The organism is Roseinatronobacter alkalisoli, from assembly GCF_028745735.1.
In the GTDB taxonomy this organism is placed as follows: Bacteria; Pseudomonadota; Alphaproteobacteria; order Rhodobacterales; family Rhodobacteraceae; genus Roseinatronobacter; species Roseinatronobacter alkalisoli.
In genome coordinates this window covers 140,558-158,569 of sequence record NZ_JAQZSM010000004.1, presented here as the reverse complement: position 1 = coordinate 158,569, position 18,012 = coordinate 140,558, and the positions used below count along the sequence as shown (strand labels likewise).

The following is an 18,012-nucleotide window of genomic DNA, read 5'->3' as shown; positions in this document are numbered from 1 at the left end:
CCTCGGGACTCGTGGGATCAGCGCCATGTGACCTGTATCCGCGCCCTTTGGCAAGGGGTGGTTCCCATGCCAGCCCTTGCGCGCCAATAGGAAACGCCCGCGCGCAAATTGGTCGCCTACCGGCATCTTCACGCCGCAATCAAGCCTTCCCCCACCGGCGTTCATGCGTTAACTGGACGCGAACCCTGACCATACCCTTCCGGAGGCTGCCCAATGGACACCACCCCACGCAATACAGGATTTTTCACCGACACTGTGGAAAGCCGCGATCCTGAACTTTTTGCTGCCATGCAGGCCGAACTGGGCCGTCAACGCGATGAGATCGAACTGATCGCATCGGAAAACATCGTATCCCGGGCAGTCATGGACGCTCAAGGGTCCGTTCTGACCAATAAATACGCCGAAGGTTATCCGGGTCGGCGCTATTACGGCGGGTGCCAGTATGTCGATATTGCAGAGAATCTGGCCATCGAACGCGCCTGCAAGCTGTTTGATTGCCAGTTTGCCAATGTGCAGCCCAATTCCGGATCACAGGCCAATCAGGGCGTGTTCACCGCGCTTCTGAAACCGGGCGACACCATTCTGGGCATGTCGCTGGACGCAGGCGGGCACCTGACCCATGGCGCGAAACCCAACCAGTCGGGCAAATGGTTCAACGCCGTGCAATATGGCGTGCGTCAGGGCGACTACGGCATCGATTATGACCAGATCGAAGCGCTGGCCCAGGAACACCAGCCAAAGATGCTGATCGCCGGCGGTTCTGCCATTCCGCGCATCATCGATTTCGCGCGCATGCGCAAGATTGCCGACAGCGTGGGGGCTTATCTGCTGGTCGATATGGCGCATTTTGCCGGGCTGGTCGCGGCGGGGCTTTACCCCAGCCCGTTTCCGCATGCACATGTGGCCACCACCACCACCCATAAAACCCTGCGTGGCCCGCGCGGCGGCATGATCGTCACCAATGACGAAACCATCGCCAAGAAGGTCAATTCCGCCATTTTCCCTGGCATTCAGGGCGGCCCGCTGATGCATGTGATCGCGGCCAAGGCCGTGGCCTTTGGCGAAGCGCTGCAACCCGGCTTCGTCGATTACCAGAAACAGGTGATCAAGAACGCGCAGGCGCTGGCCGATCAACTGGTCAAGGGGGGGCTGGACATTGTGACCGGCGGCACCGATTCGCACCTGCTGCTGGTGGACCTGCGCCCCAAAGGCGTGAAGGGCAACGCCACCGAAAAGGCACTGGGGCGCGCGCATATCACCTGCAACAAGAACGGCATTCCGTTTGACACCGAAAGCCCGACTGTCACCAGCGGCATTCGTCTGGGGTCACCCGCCGGCACAACGCGCGGGTTCACCGAAACCGAATTCCGCCAGATCGCCGACTGGATCGTGGCCGTGGTTGACGGGCTGGCCGCCAATGGTGAAGACGGAAATTCTGAAGTGGAAGCCCGCGTCAAGGCCGAAGTGGCGGAACTTTGCGCCCGCTTCCCCATCTATCCGCAGTTGTAATATAAGGGGCCTGCGCCGGATACGGGCGCGGGCCATACACCCATGCTAAACATATTGCGAAACGGCACCCGGTCCGAACTGCCCCCCCTGCTGATTGTGCATGGTCTGTTCGGGTCCGCGCGCAATTGGGGGGCTATCGCCAAACGGCTGTCCGACAGCCGCGAGGTGATCAGCGTGGATATGCGCAACCATGGCGACAGCCCTTGGGCGGACAGCCATGGATATGACGATCTGGCCGCTGATCTGGCGCAGGTCATCACGTCCCAAAACGAACCAATGGATGTGCTGGGCCATTCCATGGGCGGCAAGGCGGCGATGATGCTGGCGCTAACCCGACCCGAACTGGTGAACCGCCTGCTGGTCGCCGACATTGCGCCCGTCGCCTATGAGCACAGCCAGACCCACCTGATCGCGGCGATGCGCGCACTGGACATATCGGCGCTGAAAACCCGCGCCGATGCAGATGCCGCGCTAAGCGCCGATGTCGCGGATCCCGGCGTGCGGGCGTTTTTGCTGCAATCGCTGGACCTGCGCGCAGATCCGCCGCGCTGGCGCCTGAATCTGGACGTGCTGGAACGCGAGATGGACCGCATCACCGGCTGGCCCGATGATGTGCAGGGCAGTTATGACCGCCCGGTCCTGTTCCTGAGCGGGGCAAAGTCGGACTATGTGCTGCCCGGTCACCGCCCCGCCATCAAGGCGCTGTTTCCGGACGCGAAATTTGCCAAATTACCGGGCGCAGGCCATTGGCTGCATGCCGAAGCCCCGCGCCCGTTTGAAGCGAGTGTCCGCATGTGGTTCGACTGATCAATCGTTGATCAGCCTGCGCGCGATGATCCAGCTTGCAGCCACACCGACAACCGCGCCGCCTGCCGCCCATGCAAGGATCGGCTGAAGCGTGTCCTGCCCGATGCTCAGCGCGACCACAACGCCGATACCGGCGCAGGTTACCCCGACAATACTGAAAATCAGCGGAAACATTCTGATCATAATGCCCTCATGTTCATGTGATGCCCTGCAACCAAGCATAATTTTCCGCAGCGCACCTTGATTTGGCGCAAGGACTGCCGGAATCCGGAACACAGGTCGCAAAAACCGAGGCGCGCCAAATCAGCCGCAATCCAGCTTCGCGCGCAACACGCCACTATCGCCTTCCAATGTGTCCGGGCGAATTTCGCAGCCCGTCACATCGACAATTGCGCGCGCCATTGCCGGACGCAGGCGGGGCTGGTCGCGGCGGGGGGCGTAGCCATGGCGTATCACCTCCACATTGTCGCCCGCCTGCCATATGGTCATATTATACCCGGCTGCGGTCACAGGTGTGGCCGTGCCATGGGCCAGCCATGGCGACGGTGAATCGCAGGCAGTAAGAAACAGGACAAGGCTGAAAAGCAGTCTGAACATGGATTGCAGCATGCCGCAGCCGGGTTAATATAAAATTAACCGCAATCTTGCGCAAAACAATGCAGTTCCGATATTGCAGCCGTGCGCGAATCTGACTAGATGCATGCCCAGCGGGTGATTAGCTCAGTTGGTAGAGCGCTTCGTTTACACCGAAGATGTCGGGAGTTCGAGTCTCTCATCACCCACCATATGCATAAATTATTTCAATGTCTTAACTTGCGCCTGCATGACTGGCGTGTAGCACTTCGCGTTCATGCTCGTGTAGCAAACTCCCAGTTCGAATCTCGTCCGACGATTGCTCGGCCCAGATTTTCGGCGCAGTGATTCTAGGAACCGGCTGACTTTCCCCATCCGGCGCACCATCCCACTCGGAGATTTGAACGTGAACTGCGCGGATTTTCCGGAAGCTGGGGTGCGCCAATTGCGCGACATGGCGCGGGACCAGACCACCTGACCCCGCGCCACGACATTGCTTACCAGCTTCCGCATTCCGGAAATTGGAAAAGGATGACTTTTTCCCCGCCCAGCGATCACGTGCTATCCAGCAACTCCCGCAGCCTACCTCGTTTACCGTCAGCTTCAGTGCGCTACCAAGTCCGTGTCGCACCCGTATCGATGTGGATGAAGCTTGAATATCGTGAAAGCCCGCCACGGCCGATCGATGCTGCAATTTCATGCAACCCACGTGGACCGAGCCTGTGATGAGTGATGTCGAGCGCCTGACCATACAAGTGGTGCGAATTGGCAGCACCGCCACGCACGCTTCGTGAAGATGATCGAAAGCCGTGAGTCAGGATCAGTGGTTCATCAGCGCCAGCACGTTGCTGGACTTCAAACGCCAGATCGAGAAGGTGTGGGTCCATCTCGCCCAACTCACCTGTGCGCAGGTCACGGGCAAAAAGCGCAAATCGTGCGAGTGAATCCGCAATATAGACGCGGCCATCAAAATACACTTCGTGGAACACCTCTTCGGTCTGCTGATTGATCATGAGCAGGCTACGCGTTTCCGCAGCGTCAGTCTGTTGCGCTTTTCGTAGGAATGGAAAGGCAGAAGCAGGTGCCGCTGACAAGCCGCTGAGCGCCGCAGAAGCACCGAAGAGAAAGCTGCGCCTGCTGAATGCCGTTGGTTGAGTGAGGGTCTGCATGAGGGTTCCAGGCTTGTTACTATCGGCTGGCGCTTTACGCTGCCCGCTTGGATCATCCCAGTAGGGTGAACGTTCACATCCTTGTGTCGGCGGATTCTGACCAAGTGGGGCAAGCTGAGGCCGCTGAAGTCAATCGCTCTGCCCACATTCATTCCCAATGCCTCTCTACGACACGTAGAGCCGATTTGCCGCGGGTTCCCCCCTTCCCGGCGCCAGCTTTCGATGACCACGTTCCCGCGCGCCTGCGCATTCACGACGCGCAGTATGCTTCCCGCTTTCCTGAAACATGCATCAGGACCGCGGGCGTTCCTTTTTCGGGTCATAATGCGCGAAGGGCACAATGCGGGCGGGCAAGCGTTTTTGCTGCCCGTCCAGCTTGCCGATTTCAACCCCGGTGCCGAGTTCCGCATGCGCCACATCCAGCCGTGCCAGCGCAATATTCCGGCCCAGAAGGGGCGAGCGCATGGACGACGTCACCTCGCCCACCTGCGCGCGGCCCAGATGCACAGGGTCGCCATGGCCGACCGCCACATTGCTGTCAATCTCCAGCCCCACCAGCTTGCGCATGGGGTTTTCCTTGCGCCGGATCAGCGCATCGCGGCCAATGAAATCATCCGGTTTTGATTTCAGCGGCACTGTGAATCCGATGCCTGCCTCAAACGGGTCTGTTTGATCGCTGAAATCATAGCCCGCGAAAATCAGCCCCGCTTCAATACGGACCATATCCAGCGCGTCCAGCCCGCAGGGTTGCAGGCCGTGGTCCTGCCCTGCATCCCAGATGGCATCGAACACAGTCGCGCAATCCTTCGGGTGGCACATGACTTCATAGCCCAGCTCGCCCGTATAGCCGGTGCGCGACACCACCAGCGGCACCCCGTCCGGCCCATGCAGCCGTGCGGGCGTGAAACGGAACCAATCCAGTTGCCCGAATGTCGGGCGGTGCGGCGCTGTCCAGATGATCTTGCCCAGCAGGTCGCGGCTTTCGGGGCCTTGCACAGCCACATTATGCAACTGATCAGTGGAGGACCGCACCAGCACTTTCAGTCCCAGTTTTTCCGCCTGTTCGCGGATCCATTCGCCGCCGTAGTCATTGCCGCCAATCCAGCGGAAATTATCGCGCCCCAGCCGGAACAGCGTGCCATCATCGATCATGCCGCCATGGGGGTAACACATGGCGGTATAGACAACGCCCCCTTCCGACAGTTTCCTGACATCGCGGGTAAAGATATACTGACACAGCGCTTCCGCATCCGGGCCGGTAATCTCGAACTTGCGCAGGGGCGACAGGTCCATGATGACCGCCTTCTCGCGGCAGGCCCAGTATTCCCCGATTGCGCCGGTCGCGGCAAAGGAACTGGCCAGCCAGTAGCCGTTATATTCGATAAAATTACCTGTATGTCTGGCAAAGCTGGCATGGAAGCCGGTTTCCTTGGTCATCTGTGGCTCCGAATCGGGGGTCGCGCGGATGGCGATCGCGCGCTTGAAGGTTTCCTTGCCGCTATAGGTGCGGATGTGAATATCGGTCGGGTTCCAGCCATTCGCGGGCGTGGTGTCATCGGGGCAGGCGGAACTGACACAGACCAGATCAGTCAGCGCGCGCAGCAATACATAATCGCCGGGGCGCGACCACGGTTCATCGGCATACAGAACCCCGTGTTCATCAAGCCCGGTGTTGAAGAAGAAATTGATCGCCATCCAGCCGGGGCGCGGTTCCGCACCAAAGGGGGCAAGGGCCGCATTGAAATTATCGGTGCAGTTTACATGGCCCGGATAGCCGATATCATCATAATATTTGGCCGCACAGGCCATCGCAAAGGCGTCATGGCGCCCGCATGTATCCTGCACCACTTCGACCAGTGGTTCCATGTCCTGATCATAATATTTCGCGTGCAGCCCCGGCATGGGATAGGCATGTCCCATCAATGTGCGCGTGGTCGTCACATCCAGCGGATGCTGTATGCCGCGGTCCAGTTTGCGCGCAGAAAAACACTGGAAATCCGTGCATTGGCGGCCATCAACATCAAGGATCTGGATATAGTCACCCGCCTTGACGAAATACGCCTCGGCGGTGGCGGAATGCACGCGAACCTCTGCCAGCGGGTCGGCCAGCGGTGTGGGCAGTTCAAAGCGGATATGAGGGGTCAGGGTTGCGCGCTGCACTGAAACCGTCAGCGGGGTGGCGGTGTCCTGTGCATCAGGGGCCATCGCGCCGCCGGGGGCCGCAATGATGACCACACCGTCGCGGCTGACGAGGAATTCCTGCTGGGTGCCTGCGGGGGTCTGACTGTCGAAGAACCGTACCGCACCGGCCAGCGCAAGGTCTATATTGCGCGCGTCCAGCCCCATGCGCAGGCCCCGAAGTGACGACTGGTCGCTGGCCAGAAGTGCCTTCAGCCCCGCGCCATCCGAATTCGCGCTGGTCCCGATGATGCCCGCATCAATCCGGCCCTTGTTATCAGCGGCCAGAATTTCACAAACCTGCCCGCCTTCGTCATTATGCAGGCTCAGCCGGTCGCCGACCCGGACAGGGATAAGTGCTGCCCCCCCGCCCGCGACTGTATAGCGTTCCATACCCGGTGGCAGCGAAAACGCCCTGGGCGTGATGATGGTGCTGGGGCGCGGCGGGCCGGGTTTGACGCGCGGATAGGGATTGTCCAGCATGTTGCACCTTTCAGCGTAGTTGCCTTACCGGAATAAAATTTAACCAGCAGAATATAGCCCGCAATGGCATATGGCAAGCGTTCTATCGGCTGTCTGCCACGGCGTGATCGCGCCGGATGGATGTGCGCGGCGTGTTCAGGCAGGCACCGGGTATGCATAAAGCCCGCGCCATAGGTGGGCCGGGGTCTGCCGGTTCTACGTTGGAAGAATTCACTTTATGCAGGCTCCACAATCCTGCCTTCCAACGACTGAAACAACGCCAACGAAACCGGCAGGCCGCAGGACGGCCCACCGGTGGCGCGGCGGCCTACCGGCCTTTGCTCCGCGCCTTTGGACCCCCCAAACGCCCGATACCCGTGATCGGGGCGTGCCCTTCAGCGCAGCTCAGGTAATCACATCGGGCGCGTCACGCCCTGTCAGTCGGCGGATACCCGCGATCTGGTCTGCCGCGGCAATCACATCGGCCAGCGCTTCCTGCGCATCCTGCGCCAGCGCATCGGCTGCGGTTTCCAGCCGTTCCAGATAGACGCGCAACGTGGCGCCCGCTGTGCCGGTCCCCGACAGACGGAACACAACCCGCGCGCCATTGGTAAAGAAGATGCGTATGCCCTGTTGCGTGGATGAACTGCCATCAACAGGGTCATCATAGGAAAATTCATCCGCGCGCTCGACGGTCAAGCCCGCAAACTCCTGACCGGGCAGCGCGGGCAACGCTGCGCGCAACTGTTCCATCAACGCATTTGCGGGGTCGGTGTCCACTTCTTCATAATCATGCCGGGAATAGTAGTTGCGCCCGTAGCGCGCCCAGTGGTCGGCCATCAGCGCCGCCACGGATTTGCCGGTTTGTGCCAGAATGTTCAGCCAGAGCAACACCGCCCAAAGCCCGTCCTTTTCGCGCACATGGCTTGATCCGGTGCCCGCCGATTCCTCGCCGCACAGGGTAACCTTGCCTGCATCCAGCAGGTTACCGAAGAATTTCCACCCTGTGGGGGTTTCGAAACAGGCAATACCCTTGGCCTTGGCCACCCTGTCCACAGCGCAGGATGTGGGCATGGACCGTGCAACGCCTGCCAGCCCGCCCGCATATCCCGGTGCCAGATGGGCCAGATCGGCCAGCACGGCAAGTGAATCAGACGGGCTGACATAGCAGTTCCGGCCCACAATCATGTTGCGGTCGCCATCCCCGTCAGACGCCGCGCCAAAATCTGGCGCGTCAGTGCCATACATGGTCTGCATCAGGTCTTTGGCCCAGATCGGGTTCGGGTCGGGATGACCACCGCCAAAATCCGGCGAAGGCGTGCCATTCACCACACTGCCTGCCGCCGCGCCCAGCCGGTTTTCAAGAATTTCATGGGCATAGGGACCAGTGACCGCATGCATCGCATCAAAACGCATACGAAACCCGCCTACGAACAGGGCGCGGATGGCGTCAAAGTCGAACAGGGTTTCCATCAGATCGGCGTAATCCGCAATCGGGTCAATGACATCGACGCGCATTCCCGCAAGATCATACTGCCCCGGAATGCCGATATTCACGCCATCCGCGTCAAGGATGCGGTATTGCGTGATGGTGCGGGTGCAGGTGAATATCTTTTCGGTGACAGCTTCAGTCGCGGGGCCACCATTCGGGCCGTTATATTTCAGGCCGAAATCGGCATCCGGGCCGCCGGGGTTATGGCTGGCCGACAGGATAAGCCCGCCATCGGCCTTGCACTTGCGGATAAGATGCGATGCGGCGGGCGTGGACAAAAGCCCGCCCTGCCCCACGATGCAGGCAGCCGCCCCATTCGCGGCAGCCATGCGCAGGATCACATCAATCGCGCGGTCATTGAAGAACCGCCCGTCACCGCCCACAACCAGCGTCTGGCCCGCCACACCACCGATCCCGTCGAAAATGGCCTGCACATAGTTTTCCAGATATGGGCTGGCCATGAAAACGGGCGTTTTCTTGCGCAAGCCCGATGTGCCGGGCCTCTGGTCATCAATGGGCGTGGTCGGAATGGTCCTGACTGTCATGCTGCACGGTTCCTCATGTCATTTTTGGCCAATGGTTCCTGGAATTCTATTTTGACACTGAACTGGTAGGCGTTCGGATCATCCAAGGTCAAGGGCGGGGCGGTGGCGGGGTCGTTTCAAAGCGTCAAATAGCCTGACCAGGCTTCATTCGCATAAGGACCGGCCAGAAACATGGCATGAAACCGGCCTTTGCGCGGCAGCGCCCGCCGCAACGAAAACACGCGGCAGGGAATGGCCCCGCCGCGTGCTGATACTCTGACAAATGCGTCCTGCAGATCAGGCGCGCACCAGCGCCTCATAGGTTTCGGCAACCTTGCGGGTCATCTGGCCGACCTGGAAATGATGCGGGCCGATCTGGCCCACCGGGGTCACTTCGGCGGCAGTGCCCGTCAGCCAGCATTCCGAAAAATCGGCCAGTTCTTCGGGCATGATATGGCGTTCATGCACCTTTATGCCCATGTCGCCCAGCATGGCGATAACAGTCTGGCGCGTGATCCCGTTCAGGATGGCATCTGCGATAGGGGTATGCACTTCGCCATCCTTGACGAAAAACACATTTGCCCCGGTCGCTTCGGCCACATAGCCGCGATAATCATAGAACAGCGCGTCCGAGCAGCCTTTTTCCTCGGCTGCGTGTTTGGACATGGTGCAGATCATGTAAAGGCCCGCGGCCTTGGCCGCAGTCGGGATGGTTTCGGGCGACGGGCGGCGCCATTTGGCAATGTCCAGCTTCGCGCCCTGCATTTTGGCATCGCCGTAATAGGCACCCCATTCCCAAGCGGCGATCGCCACACGCACAGGGTTGCGACGTGCCGCTACACCCATATCTTCGCCGACACCGCGCCATGCCAGCGCGCGCACATAAGCATCCGTCAGGTTGTTGGCGCGCAGCACTTCTGCCTTCGCCTCTTCCAGCTGATCAACGCTGTAGGGGATTTTCATGTCCAGCAGACGCCCCGATTCCAGCAGCCGCGCGGAATGTTCGCGGCTTTTGAAAATCTTGCCGCTATAGCAACGCTCCCCTTCAAACACGGAAGAGGCGTAGTGCATCGCATGGGTCAGGATATGCACATTGGCATCACGCCAGGGCACCATCGTCCCATCCATCCAGATCAAGCCGTCCTTGTCGTCATACGCCCCGGCCATATGTGCCTCCTCATCTGGCAAATTTGCAAAAGTTACGCAAGTCTGGTCCGGATCGGACATAATCTTGCGCGAAAACTGACGAATCGCTAGCAATTCGATCTTGGAATGTCAACAACGCTGACATAAAATAGCCCAAAGATTGATCAGAGTGATAATCAGGGCAGGAACGGCATGGGACAAGGCGGATCCGGAACACTCGGCGGCGAGAATCTTCTGTTCCTGACGGATGAACAATTGCGCAAAGGCATCGAGGCGATGTTTTTCGCCTATCGCGGCTTCACCGCCGACCCTGACCGCATATTGGCTGAACATGGCTATGGCCGCGCCCATCACCGCGCGCTGCATTTCATCAAGCGGACCCATGGCACCACAGTAAATAACCTGCTGAATGTTCTGGGTGTGACCAAGCAATCGCTGAACCGCGTGCTGCGCACCCTTATCGCGGATGGGTTGGTTGAAAGCCGGATCGGGCGCACGGACCGGCGCGAACGCAACCTGTACCTGACGGAACCGGGGCGCGAACTGGAACGCAAGCTGTCAGAAGCGCAGCGCGACCGGATGCGCGCGGCCTATCGCGCGGCGGGGCCGCAGGCTGTGGCGGGGTTCCGGCAAGTGCTGGAATCGATGATGGATGACGAGATTTTCCGCCAGTATATCGCCCTGAAGGAGCGCCGCACATGACCATGGAAACCGCAGCGCATCTGTTGATTGTGGATGATGACGCGCGCATCCGGTCACTGTTGCAGAAATACCTTATCCGCAACGGGTTCATGGTGACCGCGGCACGCGATGCGGCACATGCGCGCAGGCTTCTGGCGGGGCTTAGCTTCGATCTGGTGGTGCTGGATGTGATGATGCCGGGCGAAGACGGAATCAGCCTGACCCGGTATATCTGTGACGACACTGCGATTCCCGTCTTGTTGCTGACCGCCAGGGGCGAGGCAGAGGACAGGATTTCCGGATTCGAGGCAGGGGCCGATGACTACCTGCCCAAACCCTTTGAGCCGCGCGAGTTGTTGCTGCGCATCAATGCTATTCTGCGAAGGCGCCCGCAACCCGCCCCGACCGAAGTGCTGCCGCAGGTGTTGATCATGGGGCCGCTGCGCTATGATCTGGAACGCGGCGAGTTGAAGCGCGGCGACAACATTATCCGCCTGACCCAGACCGAAGCCACAATCATGCGCTTTTTCTGCGAACGCCCCGGCGAGGTGATACGGCGCGAAGCGCTGGTTGACCATCTGGGGCGCGACCGGGCGGGGCATGGTGCGGTAATGGGGCAGGATCGTGCCGTCGATGTGCAGATCACCCGACTGCGCCGCAAGATCGAACATGACCCAAAGGCCCCGCGCCATCTGCAAACCGTGCGGGGTGCGGGCTATATGCTTGTCGCGGACTAGATACTTGTCGCAGGCCAGGGGGCGCGATATTCATCCGCATCCGGCGGGCAGGTTGCAGCATGCGCGCAGGCGCGGATGAAAAGCAGGGTTTCTAAGCCTGCCGAAAGCAAGTATGGCTGCCGGTCAAAGCAGACGGAAACCGACATATCGTGGCAAGCCTGACTGACACCAGCAAACGTGAAACCCAGCGTCGCAATGACAGGGTGATTGCCCTGTGGCTGTGGCACAGCTTCGTGCGTCACCGGATATGGTTCATCCTCGCCGCTGTCGCGCTGATGGTCGTCGAAGCCCTGATGCTGGGGGCATTCAGCTATCTGATCCGGCCCATGTTCGATGACGTGCTGATCGCGGGGGAACGCAGCAGCGTTTACTGGGTCGCGCTGGCCATGGCTGCGGTGTTTTTCGGGCGCGGCCTTGCGCGGCTTGCGCATAAATCCGTCATGGCCCTGCAGGCCGAAGGGGCCACGGCAGAATTGCAGACCATGCTTCTGGCGCATCTGATGCGGCTGGATATGAGCTTTTTCAAGCTGAACGCCCCCGGTATTCTGATTGAGCGTGTGCGCGGGGATTCGGCAGCGCTTGCGCGGGTGTTTCAGGGCTTGATCACCGGGTTCGGCCGTGACGGGGCCGCAGTGGTGGTGCTGTTTGGTGTTGCACTATGGACCGACTGGCAATGGACGCTGGTTGCGGTGGTCGGCATTCCGCTTCTTGTGCTGCCGCTCTTGTGGCTGCAACGGCTGATCCGGCGGCGCAGCGCGGAATCGCGCGTGGCCGCCGCTGACAGCTCAAACCGCCTGGACGAAGCCTTTCACGGGATTTCCACCATTCAGTTGACCGGCACAGAGGACCGCGAGCTGTCGCGTTTCCGCACTGTCATGCGCGAATATGTGCGCAAGGCCGTGCGCGCGGTGATCGGCCACGCGACTGTGCCCACTGTCATGGATTTCGGCGCGGCCATCGGTTTCGCGATGGTGCTGGTCTATGGCGGGTTGCAGATCATTGACGGCACCCGCACTGTGGGGCAGTTCATGTCCTTTTTCACGGCTCTGGGGCTGCTGTTTGACCCGATGCGCCGGTTTTCCGCACTGACGGCGGAATGGCAGACATTGCTGGCCTCGCTGGAACGCACCCATGCCTTGTTGCAGGTCCAGCCCAAAGTAACCAACCCGCCCCCGCCCCATGTACCTGTGCCCGCGCGCGCGCAGGCCGCTGTTACCTTCCACGATGTGGAATTTGCCTATGATGATGAACCCGTGTTGCGCGGCTTGTCCTTCACGGCAGCGGCGGGCAGGACAACGGCAATCGTGGGGCCATCGGGGGCCGGGAAATCCACGGTGTTTTCCTTGCTGACCCGACTGGCCGATGTCACCTCCGGGCAGGTGTTGCTGGGCGGGCAGGACATTCGGAAAATGGATCTGGCCGCGTTGCGCCAGTGTTTTGCCGTGGTCAGTCAGGATACGGCGCTGTTTGACGAATCCATCCGTGACAACGTGACCATGGGCGCCGAAGGGGTGACCGAAGCGGCCCTGACCGCAGCCCTGCGCGCAGCACATGTGGATGATTTCCTGCCACTTCTGCCCAATGGCGTGGATACACCGGCCGGGCCGCGCGGATCGTCGCTGTCAGGTGGGCAGCGTCAGCGGGTGGCGATCGCGCGGGCCTTGCTGCGCAATGCGCCGGTTTTGCTGCTGGATGAAGCGACAAGCGCGCTGGACGCAAAATCCGAAGCCTTCGTACAGGAAGCGCTGGACAAGCTGTCCGCAGGGCGCACAACAATTGTCATTGCGCACCGGCTGTCCACGGTCCGCAATGCAGACCGGATCGTGGTCATGGACCGTGGGCGTGTGGTTGAACAGGGCAACCATGCGGAATTGCTGGCCCTTGGCGGGGCTTATGCGCGGCTATATGCTATCCAGTTCGGAAATCAGCCCGAGCAATGACGCGCGGAATCCTGCGCTTCCAGATTGCAAATCACGCCCTGCTGAAGCATAACCCCCGAAACTGCGAGTGGAATGGTTGATGAATTATCTGGAATTCGAAAAACCGCTGGCCGAGATCGAAGGCAAGGCGGCCGAATTGCGGGCGATGGCTGCGGCCAGTCCCGAAACCGATGTTGCCAAAGAAGCAGCAGCGCTGGACCAGAAAGCGCAGAAACTGCTTGTTGACCTGTATAAAAACCTGTCACCATGGCGGAAATGCCAGGTGGCACGCCATCCCGACAGGCCGCATTGCAAGGAATATGTCGACACGCTGTTTGACGAATTCACCTCGCTTGCCGGTGATCGTGGTTTTGCCGAAGATGAAGCGGTCATTGGCGGACTGGCGCGGCTGAAGGGGCGCGCGGTTGTGGTGATCGGTCAGGAAAAGGGCCACGACACCCAAAGCAGGCTACGGCGCAATTTCGGCATGGCCCGTCCCGAAGGCTACCGCAAGGCCATGCGCCTGATGGATATCGCGCATCGTTTCGGCCTGCCGGTCATCACGCTGGTCGATACGCCCGGTGCCTATCCGGGCAAAGGGGCCGAAGAACGCGGTCAGGCCGAAGCCATCGCGCGCTGCACGCAGAAATGCCTGAATCTTGGCGTTCCGCTGGTGTCGGTGATCATTGGCGAAGGCGGGTCCGGCGGTGCTGTGGCCTTTGCCACGGCAAACCGCATCGCCATGCTGGAACATTCGGTCTATTCGGTCATCAGCCCGGAAGGTTGCGCATCGATCCTGTGGAAAGATTCCGAGAAGATGCGCGAAGCCGCCGAAGCGCTGCGCCTGACCGCGCAGGATCTGAAAAAACTGGCCGTGATTGACCGCATTATCCCCGAACCACTGGGCGGTGCGCAACGTGACCGGGACGCCATGATCAAGGGTGTCGGCGCGGCACTGAATGCGATGCTGGAAGAACTTGACGGCAAGGATCCCGCCACCCTGAAACAGGAACGCCGCCAGAAATTCCTGAACATGGGCGCAAAAGGTCTGTCGGCCTAGATAAGGATCGTGGCGGGTGGAACCAAGCTGAAGCGGATGCCAGCCTCTGCATAGGCGCGGAGCAAAGGGCGCAGCCCGCCGCGCCACCGGTGGGCCGTCCCGCGGCCTGCCGGTTTCGCTGATGTCATGCCAAGCCTATGAACTCAGGATTATGCCGCCTGCATAAAGTGAACTTCGCCCATGCCGGACCGGCAGACCCCGGCCCATCGCTGGCGCGCGCTTATCCTCGTTTCTGACACATTCCATCCACACAATAGCAGGCGAGCTCACCAGACAAAGCCGCCGGAATTTACCCCGGCGGCTCCTGTTCAGATATCCAGTGTGTTTTCACGTTCCCAGCGGCTGAAATGCGACACGAAGGAATTCCATTCCTGTTTCTTCAGCTTCAGATAGGCTTTGGAGAATTCCACCCCCATCATCTGCATCAATTCGCCATCCGCTTCATAGGCGCGCAGCGCATCAAGCATGTTCAGCGGCAGTTTTGGCGCGCCTTCGACCTTGTGACCTTCGGCATACATGTCGATATCCCAGCGCTTGCCGGGATCGGCATTGCTGCGCATGCCGCTAAGCCCCGCCGCGATGATGACTGCCTGCAACAGATAGGGGTTTGCCGCACCGTCCGGCAGGCGCAGTTCAAACCGCCCCGGTCCGGGTACGCGCACCATATGAGTGCGGTTATTGCCGGTCCATGTCACGGAATTGGGTGCCCATGTGGCCCCCGAAATGGTGCGCGGCGCGTTGATGCGCTTGTAGCTGTTCACTGTGGGGTTGGTGATCGCCGCCAGGGCCGAGGCATGTTTCATGATGCCGCCCAGAAACGCGCGCCCCTTGTCGGACAGGCCGACCTCACCCGTCTGGCCCTGCCCCTTGTCGCTGGCAAAGACATTGGCTTTCGCATCCTTACCCTTGCCATCCCAGACCGAAATATGCACGTGACACCCGTTGCCGGTCAGCCCTTCGATGGGTTTGGGCATGAAGGTGGCGCGGAAGCCGTGCTTTTCGGCCACGGATTTGGTCATGAACTTGAAAAAGCTGTGCTTGTCGGCAGTCACCAGCACATCGTCAAATTCCCAGTTCATTTCAAACTGGCCATTCGCATCTTCATGGTCAGTCTGATACGGGCCCCAGCCCAGATCCAGCATATAATCGCAGATTTCGCGCACCACGTCATAGCGGCGCATCACCGCCTGCTGGTCATAGCAGGGTTTGGCCGCCGTATCGAACGGGTCCGATATCTGGTCACCCGCGGGGGTCAGCAGGAAGAATTCGGCCTCAATCCCGGTCTTGACATGCAGCCCTTCGGCGGCGGCTTCATCAATCAGGCGACGCAGCACATTGCGCGGGGCCTGCGCGACATCCTGCCCTTCCATGACGCAATTGCCTGCCACCCAGGCCACATCCGGCTGCCATGGCAACTGAATGACCGATGACGGGTCCGGCACGGCCAGCATGTCAGGATGCGCAGGCGTCAGGTCCAGCCAAGTGGCGAAACCGGCAAACCCCGCGCCCGCCCGCTGCATATCGGCGATGGCCTGCGCGGGCACCAGTTTCGCGCGCTGTCCGCCAAAAAGATCGGTGAAGGAGATCATGAAGTATCTGATGCCGCGTTCAGCTGCAAAACTTGCCAGATCGAGTGTCATTTTCTTGTCCCTGTTGGTCGCGTGTTTTCAAAATGGCTGCGCGGACCGGACCCCTGCCCGACCCGCGCCATATGCCTTAATACCCTGAACCCGGTTTGCCCGGATACCAGTCCGTGCCCGCAAGCGGCACCTGCGCCATGGCGGCGGCTTCCATTGTCAGCGCGCACAGGTCTTCGGGTTCCAGATTGTGCAGGTGGTTATGCCCGCAGGCGCGCGCGATGGTCTGCGCTTCCAGCGTCATCACCTTCAGATAGTTGCGCAAGCGCCGCCCTGCTTCCACAGGGTCCAGACGCGCGGCAAGGTCGGGGTCTTGCGTGGTAATGCCAGCCGGGTCGCGCCCTTCATGCCAGTCATCATAGGCCCCTGTCGTCGTGCCCAGCTTCTGGTATTCGGATTCCCATCTGGGGTCATTGTCGCCCAGCGCAATCAGCGCGGCTGTGCCGATTGCCACTGCATCCGCGCCCAGTGCCAATGCCTTGGCCACATCTGCACCCGTGCGGATGCCCCCCGATACGACAAGCTGCACTTCGCGGTGCATGCCAAGATCCTGCAACGCGCGCACGGCGGGCCGGATACAGGCCAGTGTCGGCAGGCCCACATGTTCGATGAACACATCCTGCGTGGCGGCGGTGCCGCCCTGCATGCCGTCCAGCACCACAACATCCGCGCCTGCCTTCACCGCCAGCGCCGTGTCATAATAGGGGCGCGTGCCACCGACCTTGACATAGATCGGCACCTGCCAGCCGGTGATTTCGCGCAACTCCAGGATCTTGATTTCCAGATCATCCGGCCCGGTCCAGTCCGGGTGCCGACAGGCAGACCGCTGGTCAATGCCCTTGGGCAGGGTGCGCATTTCGGCCACGCGGTCGGAAATCTTCTGGCCCAGCAGCATACCACCGCCGCCCGGTTTTGCGCCCTGCCCCACGACAATTTCAATCGCATCTGCGCGGCGCAGATCATCGGGGTTCATCCCGTAGCGCGATGGCAGGTATTGATAGACCAGCTTGCTGGAATGCCCGCGTTCTTCCGGCGTCATGCCGCCATCGCCGGTGGTGGTCGATGTGCCCGCCGCAGATGCGCCACGCCCCAGCGCTTCCTTGGCCTGCGCCGACAGCGCGCCGAAACTCATCCCTGCGATGGTGACGGGGATGTCCAGTTCAATCGGTTTCTTTGCAAAGCGCGTGCCAAGCGTGACGCGCGTGTCGCATTTCTCGCGGTAGCCTTCCAGCGGGTAGCGGCTGATAGAGGCGCCCAGAAACAGCAGATCGTCGAAATGCGGAACCTTGCGTTTTGCGCCGCCGCCGCGAATGTCATAGATGCCGGTTGCCGCAGCCCGCCGGATTTCGGCATTGATGGGGTTTGAAAACGTAGCCGACTGAATCGGCACTGTCTGCGGAATGCGGGTGTCATGATCTTTCATTGTCATATCCTTCAATATGCCGCCGCATTGTCGATGTCGAAATTATACAATTTGCGCGCGGACCCGTAGCGCCGGAATTCTTCTGGCTTCGCATCCGCGCCCGCGCGGTCCAGCAGATCGCGCAGGATTTCCAGATGCTCCGGGCGCATTTCCTTTTCCACGCAATCCGCGCCAAGGCTTCTGACCGACCCGCGCACGAAAAGCCGCGCTTCATAAATGGAATCGCCCAGCGCATCGCCCGCGTCACCGCAGACCACCAGATTACCCGCCTGTGCCATGAAGGCCGACATATGGCCCACATTCCCATGCACCACGATGTCGATCCCCTTCATGGAAATCCCGCAGCGTGACGATGCATTGCCCTTGATGACCAGCAGCCCCCCGCGCCCGGTTGCGCCCGCATATTGGCTGGCATCCCCGTCAATAATGACAGCGCCCGACATCATGTTTTCGGCCACGCCCGGCCCGACGGACCCGGTGACATGAATATGCGCCTGCTTGTTCATGCCCGCGCAGTAATAGCCCGTCACACCGCGAACAGTGACCTCGATGGGCGCATCAAGCCCTACGGCAATGGCATGTGCGCCGCGCGGGTTCAGAATTTCCCATGCAGTTGCATTGGTCTGCGCGGATTGCGCCTGAAGCGTGCTGTTGAGTTCGCGCAGGGGTTGGGTAGCAAGATCAATACTTTGCAT

General features: G+C 60.5%; 15 protein-coding genes and 1 tRNA gene. 7 read left to right on the top strand and 9 right to left on the bottom strand.

Annotated elements, in window-relative coordinates; all coding sequences use genetic code 11:
• The first annotated feature begins 213 nt into the window (after positions 1-213).
• Positions 214-1,509: a serine hydroxymethyltransferase gene (gene glyA / locus PUT78_RS06505; RefSeq protein WP_274351427.1), complete on the top strand. Its 1,296-nt coding sequence runs from the start codon at positions 214-216 to the stop codon at positions 1,507-1,509.
• A gap of 42 nt (positions 1,510-1,551) precedes the next feature.
• Positions 1,552-2,316 (top strand): alpha/beta fold hydrolase, encoded by a 765-nt coding sequence (locus PUT78_RS06500; RefSeq protein WP_274351426.1) that lies wholly within the window; start codon positions 1,552-1,554, stop codon positions 2,314-2,316.
• On the opposite strand, the gene PUT78_RS06495 is transcribed toward PUT78_RS06500, so the two are convergent.
• On the bottom strand, positions 2,317-2,499 hold the full coding sequence (locus PUT78_RS06495; protein ID WP_274351425.1) for a CTP synthetase: 183 nt from the start codon (positions 2,497-2,499) through the stop codon (positions 2,317-2,319).
• A 120-nt stretch (positions 2,500-2,619) separates the two neighbouring features.
• The gene (locus PUT78_RS06490; protein ID WP_274351424.1) at positions 2,620-2,913 is read right to left on the bottom strand and encodes a hypothetical protein; all 294 of its coding nucleotides are present in this window, start codon (positions 2,911-2,913) and stop codon (positions 2,620-2,622) included.
• Positions 2,914-3,025: 112 nt separating this feature from the next.
• On the opposite strand from PUT78_RS06490, the gene PUT78_RS06485 reads away from it, so the two are divergent.
• Positions 3,026-3,101, top strand: a tRNA-Val gene (locus PUT78_RS06485).
• A gap of 399 nt (positions 3,102-3,500) precedes the next feature.
• On the opposite strand, the gene PUT78_RS06480 is transcribed toward PUT78_RS06485, so the two are convergent.
• The 4 genes from PUT78_RS06480 to PUT78_RS06465 all read right to left on the bottom strand — a co-directional run bounded on the left by PUT78_RS06480 (position 3,501) and on the right by PUT78_RS06465 (position 9,881).
• Positions 3,501-4,058 carry a YcbK family protein gene (locus PUT78_RS06480; protein WP_274351423.1) on the bottom strand — a complete coding sequence of 186 codons (558 nt, stop codon included), beginning with the start codon at positions 4,056-4,058 and terminating at the stop codon, positions 3,501-3,503.
• Positions 4,059-4,349: 291 nt separating this feature from the next.
• Positions 4,350-6,719 (bottom strand): trimethylamine N-oxide demethylase, encoded by a 2,370-nt coding sequence (locus PUT78_RS06475; protein ID WP_274351422.1) that lies wholly within the window; start codon positions 6,717-6,719, stop codon positions 4,350-4,352.
• Between the two features lie 384 nt (positions 6,720-7,103).
• Positions 7,104-8,735, bottom strand: a complete 1,632-nt coding sequence (locus tag PUT78_RS06470) for an alpha-D-glucose phosphate-specific phosphoglucomutase (RefSeq protein WP_274351421.1) — start codon at positions 8,733-8,735, stop codon at positions 7,104-7,106.
• A gap of 276 nt (positions 8,736-9,011) precedes the next feature.
• Positions 9,012-9,881 carry a branched-chain amino acid aminotransferase gene (locus PUT78_RS06465; RefSeq protein WP_274351420.1) on the bottom strand — a complete coding sequence of 290 codons (870 nt, stop codon included), beginning with the start codon at positions 9,879-9,881 and terminating at the stop codon, positions 9,012-9,014.
• Between the two features lie 171 nt (positions 9,882-10,052).
• On the opposite strand from PUT78_RS06465, the gene PUT78_RS06460 reads away from it, so the two are divergent.
• From PUT78_RS06460 to PUT78_RS06445, 4 genes are all read left to right on the top strand, one after another.
• Positions 10,053-10,562 (top strand): MarR family winged helix-turn-helix transcriptional regulator, encoded by a 510-nt coding sequence (locus PUT78_RS06460; RefSeq protein WP_274351419.1) that lies wholly within the window; start codon positions 10,053-10,055, stop codon positions 10,560-10,562.
• Positions 10,559-11,278, top strand: a complete 720-nt coding sequence (locus PUT78_RS06455; RefSeq protein ID WP_274351418.1) for a response regulator — start codon at positions 10,559-10,561, stop codon at positions 11,276-11,278. Before PUT78_RS06460 ends, PUT78_RS06455 begins: the two co-directional genes overlap by 4 nt.
• Positions 11,279-11,427: 149 nt before the next feature.
• A complete protein-coding gene (locus tag PUT78_RS06450) occupies positions 11,428-13,218 on the top strand; it encodes an ABC transporter ATP-binding protein (RefSeq protein WP_274351417.1) in 1,791 nt (596 codons plus the stop codon).
• A 79-nt stretch (positions 13,219-13,297) separates the two neighbouring features.
• Positions 13,298-14,257: an acetyl-CoA carboxylase carboxyltransferase subunit alpha gene (locus PUT78_RS06445; protein ID WP_274351416.1), complete on the top strand. Its 960-nt coding sequence runs from the start codon at positions 13,298-13,300 to the stop codon at positions 14,255-14,257.
• Positions 14,258-14,565: 308 nt separating this feature from the next.
• Here the strand turns inward: PUT78_RS06445 and glnT are convergent, their stop codons facing one another.
• From glnT to PUT78_RS06430, 3 genes are all read right to left on the bottom strand, one after another.
• Positions 14,566-15,897 (bottom strand): type III glutamate--ammonia ligase, encoded by a 1,332-nt coding sequence (gene glnT / locus PUT78_RS06440; RefSeq protein WP_274351415.1) that lies wholly within the window; start codon positions 15,895-15,897, stop codon positions 14,566-14,568.
• 76 nt (positions 15,898-15,973) lie between these two features.
• A complete protein-coding gene (locus PUT78_RS06435; RefSeq protein WP_274351414.1) occupies positions 15,974-17,323 on the bottom strand; it encodes an FMN-binding glutamate synthase family protein in 1,350 nt (449 codons plus the stop codon).
• A 5-nt stretch (positions 17,324-17,328) separates the two neighbouring features.
• Positions 17,329-18,012 carry a GXGXG domain-containing protein gene (locus PUT78_RS06430; RefSeq protein WP_274351413.1) on the bottom strand — a complete coding sequence of 228 codons (684 nt, stop codon included), beginning with the start codon at positions 18,010-18,012 and terminating at the stop codon, positions 17,329-17,331.